The sequence below is a fragment of the Streptomyces sp. NPDC090499 genome, from assembly GCF_044769305.1.
GTDB lineage: Bacteria > Actinomycetota > Actinomycetes > Streptomycetales > Streptomycetaceae > Streptomyces.
This window is the reverse complement of sequence record NZ_JBIVXP010000009.1, coordinates 400,101-425,662: the sequence shown is the minus strand read 5'-3', so window position 1 is coordinate 425,662 and position 25,562 is coordinate 400,101. Positions and strand designations below refer to the sequence as shown.

21 protein-coding genes are annotated in these 25,562 nt (G+C 73.3%); 9 read left to right on the top strand and 12 right to left on the bottom strand.

Translation table 11 applies throughout. The annotated features are described in order from the left end of the window. From ACIQVL_RS31590 to ACIQVL_RS31575, 4 genes are all read right to left on the bottom strand, one after another. On the bottom strand, nucleotides 1-1,191 hold a 1,191-nt coding region (locus ACIQVL_RS31590; protein ID WP_403477045.1), incomplete at its 3' end, for a cell filamentation protein Fic. An 84-nt stretch (nucleotides 1,192-1,275) separates the two neighbouring features. Next, nucleotides 1,276-1,956, bottom strand: a complete 681-nt coding sequence (locus tag ACIQVL_RS31585; RefSeq protein WP_403438537.1) for a response regulator — start codon at nucleotides 1,954-1,956, stop codon at nucleotides 1,276-1,278. Then, entirely contained in the window at nucleotides 1,953-3,155 is a 1,203-nt protein-coding gene (locus ACIQVL_RS31580; protein WP_403438539.1) for a sensor histidine kinase, read from the bottom strand. The genes ACIQVL_RS31585 and ACIQVL_RS31580 overlap by 4 nt, the downstream gene beginning before the upstream one ends. A gap of 101 nt (nucleotides 3,156-3,256) precedes the next feature. Continuing rightward, a complete protein-coding gene (locus tag ACIQVL_RS31575; protein WP_403477044.1) occupies nucleotides 3,257-5,521 on the bottom strand; it encodes an MMPL family transporter in 2,265 nt (754 codons plus the stop codon). 313 nt (nucleotides 5,522-5,834) lie between these two features. Between ACIQVL_RS31575 and ACIQVL_RS31570 the strand changes: the two genes are divergently transcribed. The 6 genes from ACIQVL_RS31570 to ACIQVL_RS31545 all read left to right on the top strand — a co-directional run bounded on the left by ACIQVL_RS31570 (nucleotide 5,835) and on the right by ACIQVL_RS31545 (nucleotide 13,586). Next, on the top strand, nucleotides 5,835-6,950 hold the full coding sequence (locus tag ACIQVL_RS31570) for a LacI family DNA-binding transcriptional regulator (protein WP_403477043.1): 1,116 nt from the start codon (nucleotides 5,835-5,837) through the stop codon (nucleotides 6,948-6,950). A gap of 256 nt (nucleotides 6,951-7,206) precedes the next feature. Further along, the gene (locus ACIQVL_RS31565; RefSeq protein ID WP_403477042.1) at nucleotides 7,207-8,598 is read left to right on the top strand and encodes an ABC transporter substrate-binding protein; all 1,392 of its coding nucleotides are present in this window, start codon (nucleotides 7,207-7,209) and stop codon (nucleotides 8,596-8,598) included. A 1-nt stretch (nucleotide 8,599) separates the two neighbouring features. After that, nucleotides 8,600-9,541, top strand: coding sequence for a carbohydrate ABC transporter permease (locus tag ACIQVL_RS31560; protein WP_403477041.1), 942 nt, complete (start codon nucleotides 8,600-8,602; stop codon nucleotides 9,539-9,541). Next, nucleotides 9,538-10,392 (top strand): carbohydrate ABC transporter permease, encoded by an 855-nt coding sequence (locus ACIQVL_RS31555; protein WP_403477040.1) that lies wholly within the window; start codon nucleotides 9,538-9,540, stop codon nucleotides 10,390-10,392. Before ACIQVL_RS31560 ends, ACIQVL_RS31555 begins: the two co-directional genes overlap by 4 nt. A gap of 52 nt (nucleotides 10,393-10,444) precedes the next feature. Beyond that, entirely contained in the window at nucleotides 10,445-12,565 is a 2,121-nt protein-coding gene (locus ACIQVL_RS31550; RefSeq protein ID WP_403477039.1) for a beta-galactosidase, read from the top strand. 181 nt (nucleotides 12,566-12,746) lie between these two features. Then, nucleotides 12,747-13,586 carry a hypothetical protein gene (locus tag ACIQVL_RS31545; protein WP_403477038.1) on the top strand — a complete coding sequence of 280 codons (840 nt, stop codon included), beginning with the start codon at nucleotides 12,747-12,749 and terminating at the stop codon, nucleotides 13,584-13,586. A 35-nt stretch (nucleotides 13,587-13,621) separates the two neighbouring features. Here the strand turns inward: ACIQVL_RS31545 and ACIQVL_RS31540 are convergent, their stop codons facing one another. Continuing rightward, nucleotides 13,622-14,707 (bottom strand): enoyl-CoA hydratase/isomerase family protein, encoded by a 1,086-nt coding sequence (locus ACIQVL_RS31540; RefSeq protein ID WP_403477037.1) that lies wholly within the window; start codon nucleotides 14,705-14,707, stop codon nucleotides 13,622-13,624. A 22-nt stretch (nucleotides 14,708-14,729) separates the two neighbouring features. Here ACIQVL_RS31540 and ACIQVL_RS31535 point away from each other — a divergent pair, with 22 nt between their 5' ends. Together ACIQVL_RS31535 and ACIQVL_RS31530 are read left to right on the top strand one after the other, a co-directional pair. Next, nucleotides 14,730-16,088: a CoA transferase gene (locus ACIQVL_RS31535; RefSeq protein ID WP_403477036.1), complete on the top strand. Its 1,359-nt coding sequence runs from the start codon at nucleotides 14,730-14,732 to the stop codon at nucleotides 16,086-16,088. Further along, a complete protein-coding gene (locus ACIQVL_RS31530; protein ID WP_403477035.1) occupies nucleotides 16,085-17,485 on the top strand; it encodes an amidohydrolase family protein in 1,401 nt (466 codons plus the stop codon). The genes ACIQVL_RS31535 and ACIQVL_RS31530 overlap by 4 nt, the downstream gene beginning before the upstream one ends. Here ACIQVL_RS31530 and ACIQVL_RS31525 read toward each other — a convergent pair. Genes ACIQVL_RS31525 through ACIQVL_RS31495 form a run of 7 tightly spaced genes read right to left on the bottom strand, consistent with a single transcriptional unit; the run spans nucleotide 17,470 to nucleotide 23,930 of the window. Then, nucleotides 17,470-18,318 carry an NAD(P)-dependent oxidoreductase gene (locus tag ACIQVL_RS31525; RefSeq protein ID WP_403438565.1) on the bottom strand — a complete coding sequence of 283 codons (849 nt, stop codon included), beginning with the start codon at nucleotides 18,316-18,318 and terminating at the stop codon, nucleotides 17,470-17,472. The genes ACIQVL_RS31530 and ACIQVL_RS31525 overlap by 16 nt on opposite strands. Beyond that, nucleotides 18,318-18,857: a DoxX family protein gene (locus ACIQVL_RS31520; protein ID WP_403438567.1), complete on the bottom strand. Its 540-nt coding sequence runs from the start codon at nucleotides 18,855-18,857 to the stop codon at nucleotides 18,318-18,320. The genes ACIQVL_RS31525 and ACIQVL_RS31520 overlap by 1 nt, the downstream gene beginning before the upstream one ends. After that, nucleotides 18,854-19,762, bottom strand: coding sequence for an alpha/beta hydrolase (locus tag ACIQVL_RS31515; RefSeq protein WP_403438569.1), 909 nt, complete (start codon nucleotides 19,760-19,762; stop codon nucleotides 18,854-18,856). The genes ACIQVL_RS31520 and ACIQVL_RS31515 overlap by 4 nt, the downstream gene beginning before the upstream one ends. Continuing rightward, nucleotides 19,759-21,420, bottom strand: coding sequence for a thiolase C-terminal domain-containing protein (locus ACIQVL_RS31510; RefSeq protein WP_403477034.1), 1,662 nt, complete (start codon nucleotides 21,418-21,420; stop codon nucleotides 19,759-19,761). Before ACIQVL_RS31510 ends, ACIQVL_RS31515 begins: the two co-directional genes overlap by 4 nt. Before the next feature lie 14 nt (nucleotides 21,421-21,434). Beyond that, entirely contained in the window at nucleotides 21,435-22,802 is a 1,368-nt protein-coding gene (locus ACIQVL_RS31505) for a cytochrome P450 (protein ID WP_403477033.1), read from the bottom strand. A gap of 40 nt (nucleotides 22,803-22,842) precedes the next feature. Beyond that, nucleotides 22,843-23,055 (bottom strand): ferredoxin, encoded by a 213-nt coding sequence (locus ACIQVL_RS31500; protein ID WP_403477032.1) that lies wholly within the window; start codon nucleotides 23,053-23,055, stop codon nucleotides 22,843-22,845. Between the two features lie 14 nt (nucleotides 23,056-23,069). Continuing rightward, the gene (locus tag ACIQVL_RS31495; RefSeq protein WP_362599395.1) at nucleotides 23,070-23,930 is read right to left on the bottom strand and encodes a mycofactocin-coupled SDR family oxidoreductase; all 861 of its coding nucleotides are present in this window, start codon (nucleotides 23,928-23,930) and stop codon (nucleotides 23,070-23,072) included. 341 nt (nucleotides 23,931-24,271) lie between these two features. On the opposite strand from ACIQVL_RS31495, the gene ACIQVL_RS31490 reads away from it, so the two are divergent. After that, nucleotides 24,272-25,486, top strand: a complete 1,215-nt coding sequence (locus ACIQVL_RS31490; RefSeq protein ID WP_403477031.1) for a CaiB/BaiF CoA transferase family protein — start codon at nucleotides 24,272-24,274, stop codon at nucleotides 25,484-25,486. The last annotated feature ends 76 nt before the right edge of the window (nucleotides 25,487-25,562 follow it).

The window sequence follows — 25,562 nt, the reverse complement described above, 5'->3', positions numbered from 1 at the left end:
CCCGGCGCTCCCGGCGCTCCCGGCGCTCCCGGCGCTCCCGGCGCTCCCGGCGCTCCCGGCGCTCCCGGCGCTCCCGGCGCTCCCGGCGCTCCCGGCGCTCCCGGCCAAGCATGCGTCAAGGCGCGCCCGGGTGTCCGGAGCGATGCCGTAGTGCTCCCGGCCGCGCTTGGCGAAGGCGGGCGCGGTGCGGAAGGCGGGCGGGTGTGCGGTGCCGAGGACGTGCTGTTGCCAGCCCTGGAGCAGGGCGAAGTCGAGCGGCGCGCCGTGCGCCGCGTCGGCCCGGAGCCGTTCGAGCGCGGCGAGCAGGCCGTCGGCGCAGGCGGGGTCCAGGGGGCGGTCGAAGGCGCGGATGTCCTCGGCCGCACCGTCGCGCGCCGGTGTCACCGGCCCCTCCCCGCCGCGGTCGGAGGCCTCCCGCCAGGCCACGTTCTCGCGTACGGCGAGCCACCGCGCCAGGTGGTCGACGGCCGGCCCGGCGGGGGCCCGCGGTGCGCCGGAGGGCGGCAGCGACTGTGCGAGGCGCTCCGCGATGTCGTCGACCACCACGCCGTCCGGGGCGACCCAGCTGTGGAACCGACCGCCGACCGCCTCGTCGACGAGTGCGCGGGCGTTGCCCGGTGCGACGCCCCAGCGGTCGAGGAACCAGGCGAGCACCTGCCGGCAGTGCCCGTACCAGCCGCTGCCGCAGCCCGTACGGTCGACGACCTGCAGGATGAGGTTCCGGGCGGCGCGTTCCCACAGGATCCGCTGGTCGTCGACGACGTCCGGGTCCAGCGGGTACGCCTCGAACCGCCCGGCGAGGCGCTCCAGCCACGCCCGCCACTCGCTCAGTGCCGCGACGACCCGGTCGAGGGTCTCCTCGGGGGTGGTGATCGAGTCCCGCGGGCAGCACCAGCTCCCGACGGGCCCGCCGTCGAGGTCCCCTTCGTCGTGCGCCCAGCGCCAGCCCACGGCCCAACGGCCGTAACGCTCCATGAGGGCGTGCGACATGGCGGTCGCCCAGAGGTCGCCCTCGCCGTGGCTCCAGGAACTCATCGCCGGGTCGACGCGCGACACGTCGGGAGGGCCGGGAACGCATCGGGCCGGACCGAGCGAGCGCACCACCCGAGCCGCCGCCGCGTGGTCGAACGGATGACGGGCGGGATCCACCTCGTCCCAGGACAGGTCGAACGGCCACAGCACGGATTTCACCCGCGCAAGTCTCGACGGGCGTCCTACGGCCCGGCAACTGCGTTTTTCCGGGGAGCGCGCAGAACGGGCCGGGGGGCCGCGTCCTCAGATCTGCCGTGACTCGGGGCGTACGAGGCCGGTCTGGTAGGCGATGACGACGAGCTGGGCGCGGTCGCGGGCGCCGAGCTTGGTCAGGGCGCGCTGGATGTGGCTGCGGACGGTCAGGACGCTCAGGACGAGTTCCCCGGCGATCTCGTCGTTCGACTTGCCGCGGGCGGCGAGCGCGGTGACCTCCCGTTCGCGCGGGGTGAGGTCGTTCAGGCGCTCCGCGGGTGCCAGGAGGTTGCCGGGGGCCGGGCCGGCGAGGAAGCGGGTGATGAGGGCGCGGGTGGCGCCCGGGGAGAGCAGGGCCTCGCCGGCGGCGACGGTGCGGATGCCGTCGAGGAGGGTGTCGGTGGTGACGTACTTGCCGAGGAAGCCGCTGGCGCCGACGCGCAGCGCCCGGGCGACGTACTCGTCGGTCTCGTACATGGTGAGGACGAGGACGCGGGTGCCGGCGAGTTCGGGGTCGGCGCAGATGGCGGCGGTGGCGGCGAGGCCGTCCGTGCCGGGCATGCGGATGTCCATGAGGACGATGTCGGGGCGGTGGGTGCGGGCCAGGTCCACCGCCTGCTGTCCGTCGGCGGCCTCGGCGACCACCTCCAGGTCCGGGCAGGAGTCGATCAACAGCCGGAACGTGCCGCGCAGCAGGGCCTGGTCGTCGGCGAGCAGGACACGGATACTCACGCGGCGGCCTCCGGTTCTTCGGGTGCGAGGGAGTGGAGCGGGAGGGCGGTGGTGACCTCGAAGCCGCCCTGGGGGCGGGGTCCGGCGCGCAGGTCGCCGCCGACGGAGTGGGCGCGTTCGCGCATGCCCATCAGGCCGTAGCCGCCGGCGGCCGGCGGGGCGGTGGGGGCGCCGTCGTTGGTGACCGAGACGAGCAGCCGGGTCCGCTCGTAGGTGAGCCGGACCTCGGCGCCCTGTCCTGTGCCGTGCTTGGTGACGTTGGTGAGGGCTTCCTGGATGATCCGGTACGCCGTCAGGTCCACGCCCGGTGACAGGGGCCGCGGCTCGCCGTCGGTGGTGAGGGTGACGTCGAGTCCGGCGCCGGCGCAGGTCGAGACCAGGTCGGGCAGCCGGTCCAGGCCCGGGGCGGGTTCCAGGGACTCGGCGTCCGGGTCCCCGGACTGGCGCAGCACCCCGACGGTGGCCCGGAGTTCGATCAGTGCGGAGGACGTGGTGACCGTCAGTTCGTCGAGCAGCTTCAGCGCCTGCTCGGGCCGGGTGGGCACGAGGTGGCGGGCGGTGCCGGCCTGGGCGTTGGCGACGGCCATGTGGTGGGCGACGACGTCGTGCAGTTCGCGGGCGATCCGCATGCGTTCCTCGGCGACCCGCAGCCGGGCCTCCTCCTCCCGGGTGCGTTCGGCGTACGCGGCCCGGGCCTGTACGGACTCCAGGTAGGCGGTCCGCAGCCGGGCCCTGCTGCCGCCGACCAGGGGCAGCAGCAGCCACAGCACGGGGCCGACGGTGCGCAGCAGCACCATGTCGCCGTCCGGGTTGTCGAGCATGGCGGCGATCACCACCACGGCCATGGCCGCCAGTCCGAACACCCGCGCGGTCCGCCGGTCGGTCTCGGCGGCCACCCAGTAGAGGGCCAGCATGAGGGGGGCGAGCATGAGCGGGGTGGGCAGGTAGCCCTGGGCGAAGGTGGCGACCGCGCAGGCCATGGCCACGGCGGCGACGGTGCGCGGGTGGTCACGTGCCCGCAGCAGGGCGACGCAGGCGACGGCGGCGAGGGCGGTGGGCGGCCACGACTCCTGCGGCTGGCTGATTCCGGGGAGGCGGAGTACGGCACCCAGGGCCACGCAGGGCAGCAGTGCCATCACCATGGCGACGCTCATGACACGCCGGGAGCGTTCCGTGCTGCGGTCCAAGCTGGTGGTCATGTGTCTCTCCGGGTGAGGTGCCTGGGTCCATGGTGGCCGACAAACCGACGGGGACCGCCCGTGACCTGTGCCACGGGCGGCCCACCGGCGGACGGCAACGGTCAGACGCGTGCCTCGGCGGTCTCGTCGGCGGCCGGGTCCGGGTCGGCGACCGTCGCGGCGGCCGGGCCGCGGGTGAGGGCCTCGCCCTCGATGTCCACCCGGGGCAGCAGCCGGTCCAGCCACTTCGGCAGCCACCAGGCCCGGTCGCCCAGCAGGGCGAGGACCGCGGGCACGATCGCCATCCGTACGACGAAGGCGTCGAGGAGGACGGCGGTGGCCATGCCGAACCCGATCATCTTGATCATGGACTCGCCCTCGCCGATGAACCCGGAGAAGACCGCGATCATGATGAGGGCGGCGGCCACGACGACCCGGGCGCTGTGCCGGAACCCGGAGACCACCGCCTCCCTCGCCGGTTCGCCGTGGACGTAGGACTCCCGCATCCGGGAGACGAGGAAGACCTCGTAGTCCATGGCCAGGCCGAAGATGATGCCCACCAGGAAGATCGGCATCAGGCTCATGATCGGCCCGGTCTGCTCCACCCCGAACAGTCCGGCCGCGTGTCCCTGCTGGAAGACCAGGACGACCGCGCCGAGGGCCGCGAGGACCGAGAGCAGGAAGCCGAGCGCGGCTTTCAGCGGGACGAGCAGGGACCGGAAGACCACCAGCAGGAGGACGACGGCGAGACCGACGACGGTGACGAGGTAGGGCACAAGCGCCGACTGGACCTTGCCCGAGATGTCGATGTTCAGCGCGGTGGTGCCGGTGACCTCGAAGGACGCGCCGGCCGCCGACTCGATGGCCGGGCGTTCGCCGCGGATCGTCTTGACGAGTGTCTTCGTCCTCTCGTCGGTGGGGCTGGTGGACGGGGTGGCGGTGAACACCGCCGTGTCCGCCGCCTTGTTGAAGTGCGGCTGCGACACCGAGACGACCCCGTCGGTGGCGGCGATCCGCTCCCGGACCGTGCTCACCCCGCCCTTGGCGTCATCGGCGCCCTTGGCGTCCACGACGATGGTCAGCGGGCCGTTGAACCCGGGGCCGAAGCCCTGGGCGAGGTCGTCGTAGGCGCGCCGCTCGGTGGTGGAGGTGGACTTGGCCTCGTCTCCGGGCATGCCGAGCTGCAGCTGGGTCATCGGGACGGCGAGGGCGCCGAGGCCCACGACACCGAGCAGCAGCACGGGGAGCGGGCGGCGCAGCACGAAGCGGGCCCAGCGGGTGCCCCGGTTGTCCCCCTGGGGCTCTGCCTTGTTCGCCCTCTTGGCCTTCTTCGCCCGGAACAGCGGGCGACGGCTGCCTTCCCGCCTGCGCGCGGCGCCCGCCAGTACGGCGTTCGGCCAGAATCCGAGCAGGGCCGGCACGACGGTCAGGGCGATGACGACGGCGACGACCACCGCCCCGGCGGCGGTCAGGCCCATCTTGGTCAGCATCGGGATGCCCACGACGGAGAGTCCGGCCAGGGCGATGACCACGGTGAGGCCGGCGAAGACCACCGCCGAGCCTGCCGTGCCGACCGCGAGGCCGGCCGCCTCCTCCGGGGACCGGCCCCCGGCGCGCTCCTCCCGGTAGCGGGAGACGACGAACAGGGCGTAGTCGATGCCGACGGCGAGGCCCAGCATCATCGCCAGGGTGCCGGTGCTGGTGGACAGGCCCAGGGCGTCGGCCAGCACGGTGATGGTAAACATGCTGATGCCGACGCCGAGGATCGCGGTCAGCAACGGCAGCCCGGCGGCGGCCAGCGAACCGAAGGTGACCAGCAGCACGACGGCCGCGATCGCGATGCCGACGATCTCGGCGGTGCCGCCGGGTCCGGCGCCGCTGTCCATGGCGGAGCCGCCGGTCTCGACCGTGAGGCCCGCGTCGCGTGCCTGGTCGGTGGCGTTCTCCAGCGCCGTACGGCTGGCGTCGGTGAGGGCGGAGGACTTCACCTTGTAGGTGACGGTCGCGTAGGCCGTGGCGCCGTCCTTGCTGACCGCCTTCGCGGTGAAGGGGTCCGCGACGCCGGCCACCTGGGTGCCGTCGCCGAGGGCGTCCACCGTCTCCTCGACGGCCTTCCTGTTCGCGGTGGCGGTCACCTTCTGCCCGTGCGGGGCGACGAAGACGACCCGTGCGGTGGCGCCGTCGGCCGCCGCGCCGGGGAAGCGCTCCTGCATCAGGTCGAACGCCTTCTGGGACTCGATGCCCGGCGTCGAGAACTCCTCGTCGGCGGCGCCCGGCGCCTGCAGCGCGCCCAGTCCTACGGCGGCCAGGACGGCCACCCACAGCAGGGCGACGTACCCGCGCCGCCGGAAGGCCAGTCGGCCCAGTCGATAGAGAAAAGTAGCCACGTCAGAGCACTCCACATCCGAACTCGCTTGGTCACCAAGGCTGTCCTGACGAGGGCCCCTTCGTCGTCGTGCGGCTACTGGCACTGCCGCCTACTGAATCCGCAGGACGCCCTACTGAAACCGCAGTACGCGTCCGGGCCACCGCGTCCTGCGCCGGTACTACTGCACGTCCGCCCCGCCGCGATCGATGCGTTCCCGACTCTTGACGCCACCCGCATGACTGCGTAGACATGACTACGCAGACATGACAGCGTAGTCAGTCAGGCCGCGCATGACATGATGAGCGCCGATCAAGCGGTCACCGGGAGACGCCATGACACCAGGGACGGGACGCGGCAAGAGCACGGCCTTGCCGCGCAGTGTCGACGTGGCCCGGCTGGCCGGTGTCTCGCAGAAGACCGTCTCGCGGGTCTTCAACGACGAGCCGTACGTCTCCGAGGACGTGCGCCGTCGCGTGCTCGACGCCGCCGAACAGCTCGGCTACCGGCGCAACAACGCCGCCCGGGCGCTGGCCTCGGGGCGCACCCGCTCGATCGGCGTGGTGACGCTGGGCACGGCCCTGTACGGACCCGCCTCGCTGCTCATGGGCGTCGAGCGGGTCGTCCGGGACACCGGCTACGCGCTGCGCGTGGTCAACACGGTGGAGGGCGACCCGGCGGGCCTCTCCGGTGCCGTGGACTCGCTCCTCGACCAGGGCGTGGACGGCATCGTGATCTCGGAACCCATCGACGAGCAGGGCGACGTGTCCCTCCGCGTCGACGTGCCGGTCCTCGTCATGGGCGCACCGCCGCCGGTCACCGCACCGACCGTGCTGACCGCCGGTGACGGCGCGGACCTGATGGCCCGCACCGCCACCGAACACCTGCTGAACCTGGGGCATGTGACAGTCCATCACCTTTCCGGTCCGCAGCGCTGGTACGCGGCGCGGGACCGCCTGCAGGGCTGGCGGGCCGCCCTGGCCGCGGACGGCAGGGAGGTGCCCCCGGCCGCCGGGGGCGACTGGTCGGCCGCCTCCGGGTACGCCGCGGGGCGCGAACTCGCCGCCGACGACCGGGTGACCGCGGTCTTCTGCGCCAACGACGACATGGCGATCGGTCTGATCCGCGCGCTGGCCGAGGCCGGCCGGCGGGTGCCGGAGGACGTCAGCGTGGTCGGTTTCGACGACATCCCGGTCGCCGCCTATGTGACTCCCCCGCTCACCACGGTGCGCCAGCCCTTCGACGCCGTGGCGCAGGAGGGCCTCAAGCGCCTGGTGCACGCCATCGAGAACCCGGCGGCGGATCCGCTGGCGTCGAGCGGTCCGCCGGTCGACCTCGTCGTCCGCGCCTCGACCGCGCCCCCGCCGGGCCTGAGGACACCGGCCCGTGGCGGGCGCGGCCCGGCATCGGGTCCCTCATCCGCGAACGGAGGTACCAGCACAGGCAACTGACCCACCGTCCGACCCGCACCACCCCACCTCACGCGATCCCGGCACGAGCCGCCCCACCGTCGCCGACGCCGCTCTGGTCGCGCACGTTTCCTCGCCACCCTGAGCGCGCCCTGCATCGCACCGGCGCCCAGGCCCGCGCGCCGCTTGCCGCTCCTGCGGCACGGTTCCACGCCTTCTCTCCCCTCACCCTCCCTCTCCTCAGCCCCGCACGCCCTCGCCAGGCGTGCCGCCCCTTCGCCATCGGCGGGAGTTCACCATGCCCGGATTCACCTCCACGTCCAGCACCACGCCCATGAGCCGCAGACTGTTCCTCGCCACGACCGGCGCCGTGTCGCTCGGCGCCGCCCTCACCGCCTGCGGCGGCGGGGACAGCGGCGGTTCCTCCGCCTCGGCCGAGCCCGTGAGCCAGGCCGACATCGACAAGGCCATGAAGACCCCGACCGAGCTGACGTTCTGGACCTGGGTCCCGAACATCGCCAAGGAGGTCGCGCTCTTCGAGAAGAAGTACCCGGCCGTCAAGGTCAGGATCGTCAACGCCGGTCAGGGCACACCCCAGTACACCAAGCTGCGTACAGCGCTGAAGGCAGGCAGCGGCGCACCGGACATGGTCCAGATCGAGTACCAGGCCATCCCGACCTTCACCATCACCAACAGTCTGCTCGACCTGCGGCCGTACGGCGCCCCGGCGCTCAAGGCCGGCTTCGTGGACTGGACCTGGGGCCAGATCAGCGGCGGCAACGGCGAGATCTGGGCGATACCGCAGGACACCGGCCCCATGGGCATGCTGTACCGGCACGACATCTTCGAGAAGCACGGCATCGAAGTCCCGGGCACCTGGGACGAGTTCGCCGCCGCCGCGCGCAAGCTGCACAAGGCGGACCCGGACGTCTACCTCACCAACCTCGCGGCCAACCAGGTCGCCGCCTGGCACGGGCTGCTCTGGCAGGCGGGCGCCAAGCCCTATGTCACCTCCGGCAAGAGCGACATCGCCATCAGCGTGGACGACGCCGTCTCGCGGAAGCTCGGCGCGTACTGGGGCGGGCTCGCGAAGGAAGGGGTGATCGGCGTCGAGCCGGACTTCACCGACTCCTGGTACGCCGCCCTCAACAAGGGCAAGTACGCCACCTGGATCACCGCCGCCTGGGGCCCGGTGTTCCTGTCCGGCTCGGCCAAGGCCACGGCCGGCAAGTGGCGGGCGGCCCCGCTGCCGCAGTGGGACGCGGCCAAGCCCAGCTCCGGCAACTGGGGCGGCTCCACCACCGCGGTCGTCCGCTCCACCAAGAACCCGATCGCGGCGGCCGTGTTCGCGCAGTTCCTCAACAGCGACCCGGACAGCGCGAGGATGTTCGCCACCGAGCAGTTCTTCTTCCCCGCGACCAAGGCCCTTCTCACGGACGCGTCGTTCACCGGGGACGCCCCCTCCTTCTACGGCGGCCAGAAGGTCAACCAGGTCTTCGCCGACATCAGCTCCACGGTCAACTCCTCCTTCCAGTGGCCCCCGTTCCTCGACGAGGCGGCCACCGACTGGACCGAGACCGTGGGCAAGTCCCTCGCGGACCACACCGACACGGTCCGCGCGCTCGGCAGCTGGCAGTCGCGGCTGACGGCGTACGCGAAGAGCCAGGGCTTCACGGTCAAGGGGAGTTGAGATGACCGGCACCCGCCGCCACCGGGCCGCCGGACCGCTCTTCGTCGCCCCGTTCCTGACACTGTTCCTGCTGCTCTTCCTCGCCCCGCTCGGCTACGCCGCCTATCTCAGCCTGTTCCAGAGCCGCCTGATCGGCGGGACGGTGTTCGTCGGCCTCGACAACTACACGCAGGCACTGGGCGATCCCCAACTCCTGCACGGTGTGGGCCGGGTGGCGCTGTTCTTCGTGATCCAGGTGCCGGTGATGCTGCTGCTGGCGCTGCTGTTCGCCCTCGCGCTCGACAGCGGGCTGCTGCGGCTGGCGCGGGTGATCCGGCTGGGCATCTTCGTCCCGTACGCCGTACCGAGCGTGGTCGCCGCGCTCATGTGGGGCTATCTGTACGGGCCGGACTTCGGGCCGTTCGCCCAGCTGAGCCGGAAACTGGACCTGCCGGCCCCGCACTTCCTCAGCGACGGCTGGATGCTGGGCAGCCTGGCGAACATCGTGACCTGGGAGTTCGTCGGCTACAACATGATCATCCTGTACGCCGCCCTGCGCACGATCCCGCAGGAACTGTACGAGGCGGCGGCGGTGGACGGCGCCGGTGCCTGGCGCATCGCCCGGTCCGTGAAGCTGCCCGCGCTGCGCCCCGCGCTGCTGCTCACCCTCCTCTTCTCGGTGATCGGCAGCTTCCAGCTCTTCAACGAACCCAACCTGCTGATGAAGATCGCCCCGGACGTCATCAGCAGCTCCTACACCGCCAACCTGTACGCCTACTCCCTCGCGTTCACCGGCCAGCAGGTCAACTACGCGGCCACGGTCTCCTTCCTCCTCGGGCTCGTCATCGTGATCGCCTCCTACGGTGTGCTGCTCACCGCGAACCGCGGCAGCCGCGAAGGCCGTACCAGCCGCGACAGGCGCACCGGCCGTGACAGCCGAGAAGGCCTCGGGAGGGCCGCATGACGACCCGTCGCAGCACCCCGCTGACCATCGCCATGCTGGCGGCGCTCGCCTACTTCCTGCTCCCCCTGTGCTGGCTGCTGATCGCCTCGACCAAGAGCACCCAGGACCTCTTCAACAGTTTCGGCCTGTGGTTCTCGCACACCCCGCAGCTCCTGGCCAACATCAGGGCGACCTTCGCCCAGGACGACGGCGTCTTCGTGCACTGGCTGCTCAACACGGTCCTGTACGCCGTCGTCAGCGCGGTCGGCGCCGCGCTGCTCGCGGCGGCCGGCGGCTACGGATTCGCGAAGTTCCGTTTCCGGGGCGACCGGTTCACCTTCAACCTGGTCCTCGGTGCCGTCATGGTCCCGACCACCGCGCTGGCCATCCCGACCTATCTGCTGTTCGCCAAGGCGGGCCTGGTCAACACCCCCTGGGCGGTGATCCTGCCGTCCCTCGTCAACCCGTTCGGCCTCTATCTGATGCGGATCTACGCGGCCGACGCCGTCCCGGACAGCCTCCTGGAGGCCGCGCGCATCGACGGGGCCGGCGAGGCCCGCATCTTCTTCCGGATCGCCCTGCGGCTGCTGGGCCCCGGCCTGGTGACGGTCCTGCTGTTCACGCTCGTGGCGACCTGGAACAACTACTTCCTGCCACTGATCATGCTCAACGACCCCAACCTGTACCCGGTGACGGTGGGCCTGGCCTCCTGGGCCGCGCAGGCCCAGAACGGCGGGGCCGGCGCGAGCAGCGACATGCTGGCACTGGTCGTGACCGGTTCCCTGCTCTCGATCGTCCCGCTCGTCGCCGCCTTCCTGCTGCTCCAGCGGTACTGGCAGAGCGGTCTGGCGGCCGGCGGCGTCAAGCAGTGACAACCCCCACACACAACTCCCCCACCATCACTGTCTTCCGGAGGTCTCCTTCATGGCGGCTCTGCCTGCCCGTGTCCTGTTCGGCGCCGCGTACTACCACGAGTACCAGCCGTACGAGCGTCCCGCCGAACGCCTCAAGACCGACCTCGACCTGATGGCCGACGCCCATGTCACCGTCATCCGGGTCGGCGAGTCGGTCTGGTCGACCTGGGAACCGGAGAACGGCCGCTTCGACCTGGACTGGCTGCAACCGGTACTCGACGGCGCCCACGAGCGCGGCATCGCCGTCGTCCTGGGCACCCCGACGTACGCCGTCCCGCCGTGGCTCGCCCGACAGTACCCGGAGATCGCGGGCGAGCGGCGCACCGGTGAGCGGATCGGCTGGGGTGCCCGGCAGGAGGCCGACTTCACGCACCCGGCGTTCCGGTTCCACGCGGAGCGGGTCGTCCGCCGGATCGTCGCCCGGTACGCCGACCACCCGGCGGTCATCGGCTTCCAGGTCGACAACGAGCCCGGTAACGAACTCCTGCACAACCGGGGCGTGTTCGAGCGCTTCGTCGACCATCTGAGGGAGAGGTACGGGGACGTCGAGACCCTCAACCGCGAGTGGGGTCTGGTCTACTGGTCCCACCGGCTGTCCACGTGGGCCGACCTGTGGACCCCGGACGGCAACGCGCAGCCCCAGTACGACATCGCCTGGCGGGAGTTCCAGGCCCGTCAGGTCACCGAGTTCATCGGCTGGCAGGCGGACATCGTGCGCGAGTACGCCCGCCCGGAGCAGTTCGTCACCACCTGCATCTCCTACACCCGCCCCGCGGTCGAGGACGACGAGCTGACCGACCGCCTCGACATCGCGGCCGGCAACCCGTACTACGACATGCAGGACGGTCTGCTGCTCCCCGACCCCACCCCCGAGGGCCACGAGCAGCAGTGGAGGACCCGCGGGGTGTGGTCGCTGTACCGGACCGCCGACTGGATGTTCTCCTCACGGCAGGCGCCGTTCCTGGTCACCGAGACCAACGCCGGTTCGATCGGCTTCCCCTGGGACAACCGGCCCGCCTACGACGGCCAGTGGCGCCAGGCGGCCTGGGCGCTGGTCGGGCGCGGGGCCAGGATGATCGAGTACTGGCACTGGCACACGCTGCACTTCGGCGCCGAGACCTACTGGGGCGGCATCCTGCCGCACACCGGCCGGCCCGGCCGGGTCTACGCCGAACTCGCCCGGCTGGGAGCCGAGTTCGAGACGGCGGGCGGGCTCGTCGCCGGTCTGGAGCCGGACGCGGACCTCACGATGGTGTACTCGACGCCGAGCAAGTGGCTGATGCAGAAGTACCCGCCGCTGGCCGCGCCGGACGGCGGCCCCGATCCGACCGCCTACCACCGCATCTTCGACGCCTTCCACCGGGGCGCCTTCGACGCCGGCCGCCAGGTGCGGATCGTCCACGCCCGGCAACTGCAGGACGGCGAGACGCCCGAGGAGACGGTACGCCGGCACCCGGTCCTGGTCGTGCCCGCGCTGTACCTCGCCGACGACGCCACCCTCGACCTTCTCGCGGCCTACGCCCACGCGGGCGGCCACCTGGTCCTCGGCCCGCGCACCGGCTACGCCGACCAGGAGGGCCGCGCCCGCACCGAACCGGCCCCCGGCCGCCTCACGGACGCGGCGGGTGTGTCGTACGACGAGTTCAGCAATCTGGGGCAGGACCTGCCCGTACGATCCGTGCCCGGCGGCCCGCTCCACCTCCCGGAAGGCGCCACGGCCACCCGCTGGGCGGACGGCCTGACCGTCACGGACGCCGAGCCGCTCGTCGAGTACGACCACCCGCACTTCGGGCGCTGGCCCGCGGTCACCACCCGCCCGCACGGCGCGGGCCGGGTGACGTACGTCGGCACGGTGCCGGGCCGCGACCTCGGTCGGACGCTGGCCGAGTGGCTGGCCCCGGCGTCCCGCCACGGCTGGCGGGACCTCCCTGCCACGGTGACCGCGACGACCGGCACCGCACCCGACGGGCGCCGGGTGCACATCGTCCACAACTGGAGCTGGGAGCCTTCGAGCGTCCCCGCCCCGGTGCCGCTCGCCGACGTCCTCGACGGCACGGTGCTCGCCGCGGGCACGGCGCTGGACCTCGGCCCGTGGGACGTCCGCGTCCTCGTCTGCACCGACATCGGCTGACCGACCGGCTTCCCGACGGAGCGGGCCGCGTGGGTGACGGCATCTGTGCAGAAGCGACACACAGGCTGCACACTGCCTGGCCAAAGGCTCGCTACCGTTCTGGCCGTTCGATACCACGTACGAACGAGATCAGGCCACGGCTCATGAGGCCGCTGGCTCAGTCGAGTCAGGAAGACCGCGGATGGACTACTGCTCCTCGTGCCGTCGGCACCTCAACGGCGCCCTGGCGTGCCCCGGATGCGGCGCCTACGCCCCGGACATGGTCCCGCGTGCCGTAGTCGCCCCGGCGGCGACCGGCGCGGCGTCCTGGCAGGCCCCGGCCGCCACCGCGTGGTTCGACACGGGCTCCTACGCCGATGAAGCCGAAGAATCCATCCAGGAAACCGCCGAAGAGGCCGCCGAAGGCCCGTACGACGGCCCGGACGCCGCCCTTCCGGCGCCGCTGGGCCGGGCGGCCCGGCGGCGTCAGCGGGCCCGCTGGAAGAAGAACCAGCGGCGGGCCGTGGTGGCCACCGCGGTCGCCCTGGTCGGCGGCGGGCTGACCGTCGCCTCCCTGGACCGGCAGGGCGCCGACCGTGCGCAGGCTGCCACGGCCCCGGACAACAGGCCCATGGGCCTCGCCGACGAGCAGGCCACGGACGCCGACCCGGCGGCGTCGGCCCCGACCGGCCGGCACCGCGCACCGGACCAGACCCTGTCCGCCCGCTCGGTCACGGCGAACGCCCCGCACGAGCAGACCTCGGGAGTGCCGCAGGCCACGCCGACGCCCGGTCAGGACACCGCCACCTCCGCGGCGCGCACGACGGTCTCCGCCGCCCGGTCCCGGTCCGCCGCCACGGTGTCCGGTACCGCCACCGGGGCGGCGTCGGCGGCGACCGCCACGCCCACCCCCACGGCCACCACCGCCACCACGACGACCGGCACCGCCGCAGCCACCTCGGCACCGTCGGCGAGCCCCGCACCCACTGCGTCCGCGACCTCGCCCTCGCAGCTCTGCCTGCTGGTCATCTGCCTCGGCTGACGCCGCTCCGCGGTGCCGCCGCGCCCGCCCCCGCCTCACTCCTCGATCCGGTCCACCAGCCCCCAGGCCAGGGCGCGTTCGGCGGGGACGGCCCGGCCGTCGAGGACCAGGTACAGGGTGCGCCGGCGGCCGATGCGGCGCGGGATGCCGACCGTGCCGCCGGCGCCGGGGATCAGGCCCATGGCCAGTTCGGGCAGCCGGACGGTGGTGCCGGGGGCGGCCACGATCCGGGCGGCGAAGGACGGGAGTTCGATGCCCGCGCCGACACAGGTCCCGTGGATCCGTGCGGTGAGCCGGTCGCCGAGGGCGTGCAGGCGGGCCGCCGCCCCGGCACGGGTGCGGATCAGGTGCGCGGCCGCGAGGTCCACGGCGGTGCCGAACTCGTCCAGGTCTCCGCCGGAGCTGAAACAGGGACCGTTGCCGTCCAGTAGCACCTCGCGCACGGTGTCGTCCCGGACGGCGATGTCGAGGGCCGCGACCAGGGCGTCCCGCAGCTCCGCGCCGTGCGCGTTGCGCCGCTCGGGCCGGTCGAGCGTGATCCGCAGGAGGTCGCCCGCGCGGCGCGCCGTCACGGGGTCGTGTGTCGCGGGCGGCGGCCCTGGCCGTGGCCCGCGGGCCGCGAGCCATCCGGCGAACCCGGCACCGCCGAGCAGCGTCGAGTACGCCAGCGACTCCAGGTCGAGTGCCTGCGCCACCGGCAACTGTCCGGTCATGGCGAGTACTTGGCGCAGCACCAGGGCGGCCTGCGGTTGTTCCGCCGCCCGTGCGCGCAGGAACTCCGCCTCGGCGGCCGGGTCGGTGACCGCGACCGTGGCCGGGTGCCCGGCGGCGTCGGTCGCGCCGAGGCGGTCGCGGGGAGCCCGTACCAGGGTGAGGTCCAGCGCGCTCAACAGGGCTTCGGGACAGGCGGGTTCTGACCGTTCGGTGCGGCCGACGAGCAGCCGTTCGCTGTCCCGGGCCCGGCGGACGGCCCGCTCCAGGTCGGCAGCGGTGGGCGTGGTCGCCGGGTCCAGGTCGACGACCGTCAGCGGCCGGGACGGCTCGGCGTGCGCGTCAAGGAGGTCGGCGTCCGCCGCCCCGGCCGCGAGTTCGGTGAGGGAGATCGCTGTGGTCGCAGGCACCTCTCTGATCTACCATCCCCGCATGGCCGACGGGGCATCCGGCAGTACGACAGGGTCCGACGCGACGCGGCCGACGCCTCCCTGGCCCGACAGCGACAGCGACAGCGACAGCGACAGCGACGCCAACCTCGCCCGCATCGTGGCCGACACCGACGCCGACCCCGACCCCGCCCGTGTCGCGGAGGACTGGGCCCGCAGCGGTGTCCCCCTGCTGACCGGTCACGCCGACGGGCCGCCGCTGCTGCCTCCCGGTGCGGCGGCCACCTTCGCGGCCTGGCTGGCCGACCGTGTCGCCGCGGCCGGTGGGGCACGGTTCGACGGGGCCCGGCTGCTCGGCGAACGGGCCGCGCTCAACGGGCGTGGCCGGCAAGGTCGCCTGTCGGTGGGCGGGAGTTGCCGGCTGCTGCCCACCCGGGACGGCTGGGCTGCCGTGTCCGACGCGCGTCCGGACGACCCCCTGCTGTGGAGCGCGCTGATCGGCCGGGACCTCGATGCCGGGGCGCTGCCGGGACGGCTCGCCGACTGGGTCGCCGCGCACGACGGCGCCGACCTGGACGAGCGGGTGGCACTCCTCGGTCTCGCGGGCGGTGCGGTCCGGCCCCGGCCCGGCCGCACCTGCCCGCTGCCCGGCACACCGCGCGCCGGGGCGGGGCTGCTGGTGGTCGACTTCAGCGCGCTGTGGGCGGGCCCGCTGTGCGCGCATCTGCTGGGTACGGCGGGGGCCAGGGTGGTCAAGGTGGAGACGCCGACGCGCCCGGACGGGGCCCGCTTCGGCGATCCCGCCTTCTACGACCTGCTGCACGCGGGGCATGCCTCGGTCGTCCTCGACCCGGCGGACGCGCGCGGCCGGGCCGCCCTGCACGAGCTGGTCGGCCGGGCGGACGTGGTCGTCGAGGCCTCCCGGCCCCGGGCTCTGGCGGGGTTCGGGCTCGACGCCGAGGCGGCGGCGGCCCGCGGCTGCACCTGGATCTCGATCACGGCGTACGGGCGGGCCGCGGGCCGGGTCGGCTTCGGCGACGACGTGGCCGCCGCCCGCGGGCTCCTCGGGACGGACGCGCAGGGACTGCCCGTGTTCGCGGGTGACGCCGTGGCCGACCCGCTCACCGGGCTGCTCGCCGCCGCGCTCGCCCTGTCCGAACAGCCGGGAGGCGGCGGCGCGGTGCGGGAGGTGTCGATGGCGGACGTGGTGACCGCCTGCCTGTCCGTGCCGGGCGCGGGTGAGGCGCGCGTGGTCGGGCATGGCGGCGGCTGGCTGGTGGACACCGGGGGCACGACGTTTCCGCTGTCCGCGCCGCGTCCGCGCCGTCCGGCCGCCACCGCTCCGGCGAGCGGCGCCGACACCGCCGACGTGCTGCGCGAGCTGGGGATCCGGGTGCCGTGAGCGGGCTGCTGATCCGGGACGCGGAGGTCGGCGGACGGCGGTGCTCCGTGCGCGTCCGGGGCGGCCGGGTCGAGGAACTCTGCGCGGTGGCGGTGCGGGCTCCTGGTGAGGAGGAGATCGACGCGGCGGGCGGTGCCCTGCTGCCCGGTCTGACCGACCATCACCTGCACCTGTTCGCGCTGGCGGCGGCGGTCTCGTCCGTACGGTGCGGTCCGCCGGACGTCCGCGACCGCCCGGCGCTGCGGGCCGCGCTGCACCGTGCCGATCCGGACCGGCACGGCTGGGTCCGGGGCGTCGGCTACGACGAACGGGTCGCCGGTCCGCTCGGCGCCGCCGGGCTCGACGCACTGCGCGCGGATGTCCCGGTGCGGGTGCAGCACCGCAGCGGTGCGCTGTGGGTACTCAACTCCCTGGCCGGTGAACGGGTAGGACTGGCGCACGGACGCCACCCCGGTATCGAACGCGACGCCGCCGGACGGCCGACGGGGCGGTTGTGGCGGGCCGACGACTGGCTGCGGGCACGGCTGCCCGAGGCTCCCGCGCCGTCCCTGGCGGAGGTGGGCCGCCGGCTCGCCGGTTACGGCATCACGGCGGTCACCGACGCGACCCCGCGCCTGTCTCCCGGCTCCGTCGGCAGACTCGCCGAGGAGGCGCGCAGCGGGCGCCTGCCCCAACGGCTGCTGCTGCTCGGGGCGCCGCTCGGCACTCCGCCGACGGCCCGCCCGGAGCCCGGCCCCTGGAAGATCGTCCTCGCGGACTCGGGGCTGCCGGACTTCACGGTGCTGGCCGAGGAGATAGCCGCCGCACACCGGCGGGGCCGTCCCGTCGCCGCGCACACGGTCACGGCCGTCTCCCTCGCCCTGCTCCTCGCCGCGCTGGACGAGGCCGGGGTGCTGCCCGGTGACCGGGTCGAGCACGCGGCCGTGGTTCCGGCGGAAGCCGTGCCCGTCGTACGACGCCTCGGGCTGAGCGTGGTCACCCAGCCGGGCTTCCTCGCCGACCGCGGCGACGACTTCCTCGACGCCACCCCGCCGCACGAGCACACCGACCTGTACCGCTGTGCCTCGTTCCTGCGCGCCGGTGTCCCGCTGGCGCTGTCGAGCGACGCCCCGTACGGGCCGCTCGACCCCTGGTCCGTGATCCGGGCGGCCACCACGCGCCGGGTCCCCGGCGGGCGGAGCGCGAACCCCGCCGAACGTCTCACCGCGGGCGAGGCGTTGGCTGCGTACCTCGCACCGCACCACTCCCCCGGTGCGCCTCCGTCACGGCTGGTGCCGGGCGTGCCCGCCGATCTCGTGCTGCTCGCCGTGCCGCTGGCCGAGGCCCTGTCGGATCCGTCGGCCGACCTGGTGCGGCTGACTCTTGTCGGGGGGCGGGTCCGCTATCGCCGGTCCTGAACCGGCCGTCGGCTGTGCTCTGTTGTCCCCATCCGGGCGAGGGCGGCACCGGCGGCCGTCAGGACGATGTCGGGTTCGGCACCGGCGGCGTGGGTGACGTCGGTGAGCAGGCGGACGTCCTTGCGGAGCAGCGGCCCGGCATGGCCGGCGAACCGGTCCAGGGTGCCGCCGGCCGCCGCGACCCGGTCGAGGGCGAAGCCGCCCGCGCTGCCGTGGGCGAGGACCCGGGCGAGGGCGGCGGGGGCGATGGCGAGGTCCCGGCCGAGGGCGAGGGTGTCGGCGGCGGTGCCCAGGTTGGCGGTGAAGAGTACGTTGTTGAGGAGTTTCGCCAGCTGGCCGGTGCCCAGCGGGCCCATGTGGACGACCGGGTCGGCGTAGGTCGCGAACACCGGGCGGCAGTAGGCGACCGTGCCGGGCTCGCCGCCCGCCATCAGCACCAGCCGTCCCTCGGCCGCCGCCGGGCCGCCGCCGCTGACCGGGGCGTCGATCAGCGTGACGCCGTGGGTGCGGGCGCGGTCGGCGAGGCGACGGCAGGTGTCGGGGTGGACGGTGCTGTGCACGGCGACCACCCCGCCCCTGCGCAGCCCGGCGAGGACGCCGTGCTCGCCGGTGAGGACCTCCTCGACGTCCGCGTCGTCGACGACGCAGACACAGACCAGGTCGCTGGCGGCGGCCAGGTCCGCCGGGGAGGCGGCGCGCCGGGCCGGGGTGTCCGCGAAGGGGAGGAGGGCGGCGGGGCGGCGGGCCCAGAGGGTCGTCTCGTGTCCGGCGTCGACGATCCTGCGCGCCATCGGGGCGCCCTGGCTGCCGAGTCCGATGAATCCGACGCGCATCAGCCGGCCTCCTGCTCAAGGGGTTCGGGGGTGGGCGCCGGTTCCGGGGCGGGCCGGGGGCGCCAGAAGGCGGCGAGCAGACCGGCGGTGGCGAGCACGGCCACGCCGAGGGCGATGGCGGCGCCCGTCCAGCCGTCCCGGTCGAGGCCGGCCGCGGCGTCCAGGGAGGCGCTGCCGGGGCCCAGCGCGGCCAGCGCGAGGGCGACGACGGCGAGGGTGAGGACGTACTCGTAGCCCTCTTTGAAGACGAAGAAGCCGTTGGGCCGGTGTGCGAGCAGGCCCGCCACCAGCATCACCGAGATGACGGCCGCGCAGGCCAGCGGGGTGAGGAGGCCTGCCAGCAGGAGAAGCCCGGCGCCTGTCTCGGTGGCCACGCTGAGCCAGGCCTGGAGGGTGCCGTGGGTGAGTCCCAGGCCGGTGAACCAGCGGGCGGTGCCCGCGATGCGGCCGCCGCCGCGCCAGTGGTTGAGGCCGTGCGCGATCATGACGACGCCCAGGACCAGGCGCAGCAGCAGTGCGACGGCATCGGTGTGGTTCATCCCGCTCTCCCTTGTCGTGGGGGTGCGGCGAGGCCCGCCTCCCGGGTCACGGCGCACTCCTCGGCGAACGACAGCACTCTCAGGTGATAGGCCCGGGCGGAGTGACCGAGGCTCAGATTGTGCCCGGCGTCGGGCTGTTCGTCGACGCGCACGCGAGGTGCTGCCGTGAAGAGGGCGGCGATGTCGGCGAGGGCGGCGGGGCCGGAGCTCCACACCTCCTCGTGGTCGCCCAGGGTGAAGTGCACGGGGATGCGCACCCGAGCCGCCAGTTCCGGGAACTCGTGGCGCCAGCCGCGGGCGGCGGACTCGTAGGCGGGTGAGGCGGCCGCGATGCCGGCGCCGCCGACGACGTCCGGCGGGTAAAGGTGGCCGGTGCCCCAGAGCGCTTCCCGCAGCCGGGCGCGGGCGCGCCGCAGGTCCTCGTCGCCCCGTTCGAGGAAGCCCACCGAGCGGGGGTGGTGGTGGCGTCCGGTGCCGGCGATCTCCAGGCCGAGCAGGTGCCGTCCGCGTTCGTCGGCGGCCATCCGCACCGCGAGTTCGCTGCCCGCGGAGTGGGCCGCGAGGAACACGCCCGCGCCGGCCGGGCGGGAGGCGAGCAGGTGGTCGAGGGCGGTGTGGGCGAGGTCGACGCGGCGGGCCGGGTCGGTGAGCCGGTGGGCGTGCGGCAGGGAGGCGCCGTAGCCGGGCCGGTCGAGGGCGACGACGGTGAAGCCGAGGGCGGCGCCGGTTCGCAGCAGGGAGAGTCTCGGGTGGCCGGGGCAGTCGAAGTAGGCCGAGTCGGTGCCGCCGCCGTGCAGGGCGAGGACGACGGCCCGCGGCTGCCGTACCCAACTCGCCCGGTATGACAGGGAGATGCCGTCGACGTCCACGGTGCCGGGCACCACGTCCGGGTGGTTGTCGGTCACGTGTCCGTCCTGAGCAGCAGGACCCCGCTGGGTGTCAGGCCGCCGGAGCTGACCACCGCCACCCGGGCGCCGGGCACCTGGCGTGCGCCGCCGTCGCCGCGCAGCTGGACGACCGCCTCGTGGACGAGGCCCAGGCCGTGGGTGCGGCCGTGCGAGAGCTGGCCGCCGTGGGTGTTGAGGGGCAGCACGCCGTCGCGGGCGATGTTCTTGCCGCCGTCCAGGAAGTCCTTGGCCTCGCCGATGCCGCAGAACCCCAACGCCTCTATCCAGGAGAGGCAGTTGAAGGTGAAGCCGTCGTACAGCTCGGCCACGTCGACGTCGGCGGGGCGCAGGGTGGTGCGGGTCCACAGGTGGGCGGACTGGCCGAGGGTCTGGGGTTCGTGGGTGAGCGTGCTCTGGTCCCACTCCAGGCGTTCGGTGATCTGGGTGCCGACGGCCTCGACGCGGACGGGCGGTCTGGCGAGGTCGGGTGCGGTGTCGACGGCGGAGACGATCACGGCCACGGCTCCGTCGCAGGGGACGTCGCAGTCGTAGAGGCCGAACGGGGTGGTGATGGGGCGGGCCTGGAGGTAGTCGTCCATCGTCATCGGGTCGCGGTAGATGGCGGTCGTGTTGAGGGCGGCGTTGGCGCGCTGGTTGAGGGCGATCCAGCCGAGGGTCTCGCGGGTGGTGCCGTAACGGTGCATGTGGCGCTGGGCGTTCTGGGCGAGGGTGTGTGCGGCGGAGGTGGCGCCGAAGGGCCTGAGCCAGCCGGGGTCGGCGCCGCCGAACAGAGGGATCCGGCCCCGCCTCAGCAGTTGGGCGTGGCTGGCCTCCCAGAGGGTGCGGAAGCAGAGCACGTGCCGGGCCAGGCCGCCGGCGATCGCGAGCATCGCGGAGATCAGGGAGCCGCCGGGGCCGAAGGTCTCGCCGCCGCCGTGGTGCCAGGTGGGGCGGATGCCGAGGGCGGACTCCAGTGCGGTGACGCCGCCCTCGGCGAAGCCGCCGTAGGGTCCGGCGCCGGGGTAGGTGGCGAGGCCGTCGATGTCGTCGAGGGTGAGGCCGGCGTCGGCGATGGCGGCCTGGCAGGCCTGGACGGTGAGGGAGAGCGGGGGGACCATCAGCCGGCGGCCGAGCGGGGAGGCGCCGATGCCGGTGAGGGCGACCTTGTCCTCGAACTTGTCCGGGGACCGCATGGGTCGTATGTGACATACCACTGAGCCCGGCTCGGTCTCGTCCGTGGGCAGCGGCCCGGGTTCCCCCTGCCCCGCCGCCGGCCGGAAGAGCGGCAGCCACACGTCCTCCCCGGCGCGCTCGAAGACGGCCTCCATCCGCATGCCGAGGGCGAGTTCGGCGGGGTCGCACTCGACGGCGTTGGTGGTGAGCCGGATCCGGGGGTCCTCTTCGAGCGCGACCTGGGCGACGACGTACGGCGCCGGCAGGCCGGGGAGGGTGAAGCGGTGGCTGACGGTGAAGCCGATGAGGGTGGCGCGGCCGGAGACGGTGCGGACGCCCATCTCCTGTGCGTGGCAGTACCGGCAGACGGGCTGCGGCGGGTGGATCAGGGCGGTGCAGGAGGTGCACTCCTGGATCCGCAGCCGGCCGTCCGCCCCCGAGGTCCAGAAGAACGCGTTCTGGTCGGTGAGGTGGGGAAGCGGGCGCCCCGAGGATGCGGTCACTGGGTGGCTCCCCTTCAGTCCGCGGTCCTGGCCGCCCGGTCCGGGCGTACGGTCACCGGTTCGGCGAGGCGCTGTTCGTCGCAGAGCTGCTGGAGCTTCGCCAGTGTCTCGTCGAGGGAGGGGCCGAGGCGCTTGCCGGGGGTGAAGGCCGCCGGGAGGTGGCGCATGCCCTGGATGATGCCGATGGTCTCGTAGTGGACGGTGCCGTCGGCGTCGCAGCGGTAGTCCGGCATCCGGTCGAGCACGGCCGTCGCCATCCGCTTGAACACCGTGCGGGCGACGTTGGAGCCGATGCAGCGGTGGATGCCGAGGCCGAAGCTGCTGTGCCGGTTGCCCTTGCGGTCCAGGTGGACCCGGTCGGGGTCGGCGAAGACGGCGGGGTCGCGATTGGCCATCGCCCAGGACAGCCACAGGCGTTCACCCTCCTCGAACCGCTGGCCGGCGATCTCGCAGTCGGCGGAGATCGTACGGCCGTCGCCCGGGGCCGGGGCGAAGTAGCGCAGGAACTCCTCGGTCGCCGAGTCCAGCAGGGTTGCCCGCTCGCGGCTGAGCCGGTCCCGCTCAGCGGGATGCTCGGACAGCCATTCCAGGGCGTGCGCGGTGAGCGCGGTCGTGGTGTCGAAGCCGCCGCCGATGAGCAGGGCGAGGACGCCGACCAGTTCCTCGTCGGGCGGGGTGCTGCCGTTGATGTCCGCGTGGACGAGGGCGTCGATCAGGCCGGGCCGGGGGTGCTGCCGGACGTCCAGGATGGACGTGTACAGCGCCATGCCCATGTGCCGGCTCATCTCCGCCACGCGGGGCATGTCCGGGGAGTCGGGCGGGGTGTAGACGGAGGCGTGGGCGGGTTCGTTGTAGACCGTCCAGTCCGTCAGCGGGATGCCCATCATCGCGAGGGTGAGGACGGCGGGGACGATGTTGGCGAGGTCGTCGACGAAGTCGATGCTGCCCTCCTCGATCCGCTCGTCGAGGCAGGCGCGGACGACCTCGTCGACGAAGGGGATCCAGCGGGCGACGGCGGCCGGGGAGAGGTAGGGGTTGAGGGTCTGGCGGTAGTGGCGCTGCTCGGGCGGGTCCATCTCCAGGAATCCGCCCTGCACTTCGCGGGCGCGCGGCGGCGAGGGGATGGTGATGCCCTTGTAGCCTCGGCGTTCGCCCTTGACGTCGTGGTCGTTGGAGAGGAACTCGGCGGACCGGGCCAGTTCGAAGACCTCGCGGTTGCCGCTGGCGACCCAGTGGCCGCCGTGGGTGTCGGTCCAGGCGATGGGGCACGTGCCGTGCAGTTCGTGGGTGATGTCCTCGAACCGGGTGCGGTACTCGGGGGTGTGCCGGTCGAAGTGCACCCGGTGAGCCTTGCGTTCGTCGTCGGTGCCGGCCTCGCTCATGGCTCTGTCCTTGTCCTTGGGTTCGGGGAAGTCGGCCCGCTCAGGAGAGCTGGATGGCCCGTTCGGGACAGGAGTGCGCGGCTTCCCGGACCTGCTCCTCCTGGTCGGCCGGGACCTCTTCGCTCACGGCCGAGGAGTGGCCGTCGATGTCGTCGAGCTGGAATGCCTTCGGAGCGATCATCGCGCAGAGCGTATGGCCCTGGCAGCGCTCCGGATCGACCCGGACCTTCACGCTAAATCTCCCTGGTGACATGGGGGTTGGTGGGTTCAGCGGCGCCAGTCGTACCACTTGAGGTAGCCGCCCGCGTCCACCCGCAGCTGGGTGCCGGTGATGTAGCGGGCCTCGTCGGAGGCGAGGAAGAGCAGGGCGTTGCTGATGTCGCGGGGTTCGACGTACGGGATCGGCATGGCCTGCTGCACGGCGAAGGACGGCTCGGCGTCCTCGCGGGTGGGGTGGGCGAGGTCGGGCCGGAAGGACTCGTACATCGACTCGTTCTGCAGCATGTGCGTGTCGACGTTGGTGGGGTGCAGGACGTTGGCGCGCTGCCCCAACGGGGCGAGGTTGCGGGCGAGTTCGTGGACGTACTCGGACAGGGCCCGCTTGGCGAACGCGTAGCCTGCGCCGCCCGGGTTGGACCCCGGGGTCTGCACGATGCCGTGGTCCATCAGGGCGGCGGTCGATCCGGTGGCGATGACGGAGGCGCCCTCGCGCAGGTGCGGCAGGCAGATCTGGATGGTGTTGATGGTGCCGATCAGGTCGACGTCGACGGCGTCGCACCAGGCCTGCATCTTGGGTTCGCCGCGCAGCGGGGCGATGCCGGCCTGGGCCACCACGATGTCCAGACCGCCGAGCCGCTCCAGGCCCGCTGCCAGCGCCTCGCGCAACTGGGCGGTGTCCCGGACGTCCGCCTGGCGGGCGACGATGCGCCGGCCCTGTTCCTCGACCAGGCGGACGGTCTCCTTGAGGTCCTCGGGGGTGGCCATCGGGTAGCGGACCGTCTCGAAGTCGCGGCAGATGTCCACCGCGATGATGTCGGCGCCCTCCTCGGCCAGGCGCACGGCGTGGCTGCGGCCCTGACCGCGCGCCGCGCCGGTGATGAACGCGACTTTGCCCTCGACTCGTCCCATGGGCGGTGTCCCTTCTTCCGTGGTTGTCCTACGGCGGGCCGCCGCCGCTGACCTGTGCGTCGACGACGCGGACGACGCGGACGCGGACCACACGGACCCCGACAGCAAGAATCCCCCTCCCGGATGCGAGAACCATACTTTCACCGAAGGGCACCCGGAAGTCCCGAGTAACGAATTTGTGTCACAGCGCGACAGAAGCAGCGGCACGATTCCGGGGTGGTGACCTTCCAGCCGTTCCCCGGTATGGTTCTCAAAATCGAGAACCCAATTTCCACCGGTGGTGGTCGCGTCCACGGTCTGGAGGAGTTCATGGAGCGCAGGACCTGCGGGGAAGTGGCCGGATGAGCGGCGACGGCCCGCTGGCCGGGATACGGGTGCTGGAAGTGGCGATGTACGGGTTCGTCCCGTCCGCCGGGGCCGTGCTCGCCGACTGGGGCGCGGACGTGGTCAAGGTCGAGCACGCGGTCAACGGGGATCCGCAGCGCGGACTGCGGCAGACCGGCGCCTTCAAGGTGGAGGGCGACCCCAACCCGAACATCGAGCACGCCAACCGGGGCAAGCGCAGCATCGGCCTGGACATGGCTCGGCCCGAGGGCCGGGAGGTGCTGTACGAACTGGCCCGGCGCGCGGACGTGTTCCTGACCAGCTTCCTGCCGTCGGCGCGGCGGAGGTTCGGCATCGACGTCGAGGACGTCCGCGAGGTCAACCCGCGGATCGTCTACGCCCGGGGCAGCGCGCTCGGCCCGCGCGGCGGGGAGGCGGACAAGGGCGGGTACGACATGACCGCGTTCTGGGCCCGCGCCGGTACGGCGGCCAGCCTCACACCGCCCGGTACGCCCGGCATGGTTCCGCCGCCCGGCCCGGCCTACGGGGACACCATCTCGGGCACGAACCTCGCCGGGGGCATCGCCGCCGCCCTGTTGAAGCGCGAGCGCACGGGCGAACCGTCCGTCGTGGACGTCTCGTTGCTGGGCAGCGGGGTGTGGGCCCTGGGACACGGGATCGCCCTGTCGCTCCGTCTCGACCGGCCGATGGTCGCGCCGCCCACCGGGGCGCACGGCTCCCCCACCAACCCGCTGTCGGGGCTGTACCGCACGGCCGACGACCGCTGCCTGGCGTTCGTGATGATGCAGCCGGGGAAGTTCTGGGCGGACGTGTGCCGACACATCGGCCGGCCCGAGCTGGCGGAGGATCCGCGGTTCGCGAGCGCCGAACTGATCGCGGCGCACACGACGGAGGCCGTCGGGATCCTGCGCGAGGTGATCGCCACGGGCACGCTCGCCGAGTGGACCGAGCGCTTCGCGACGCTGGCCGGGCCGTGGGCGCCCGTGCAGGACTCGCTGCAGGTCGGTTCGGACGCGCAGGTCCGCGCGAACGAGTATCTCGTGCGGGCCGGGGAGCTCGAACTCGCCGCGAATCCCGTGCAGTTCGACGTGACCGCACCCCGGCTGAGCCCTGCCCCGGAGTTCGCGGCCCAGACCGAGGAGGTCCTGCTGGAGCTGGGCCTGGACTGGGAGCGGATTCTGGCGCTGAAGGCGGCGGGGGCGGTGACGTAGCCCCCTCGACTGCTCCTGCCGGCACGGGCAGAGAGCTTGCTCTCGCGCATCGGGACTCACCTTGCCGCAACGAAGC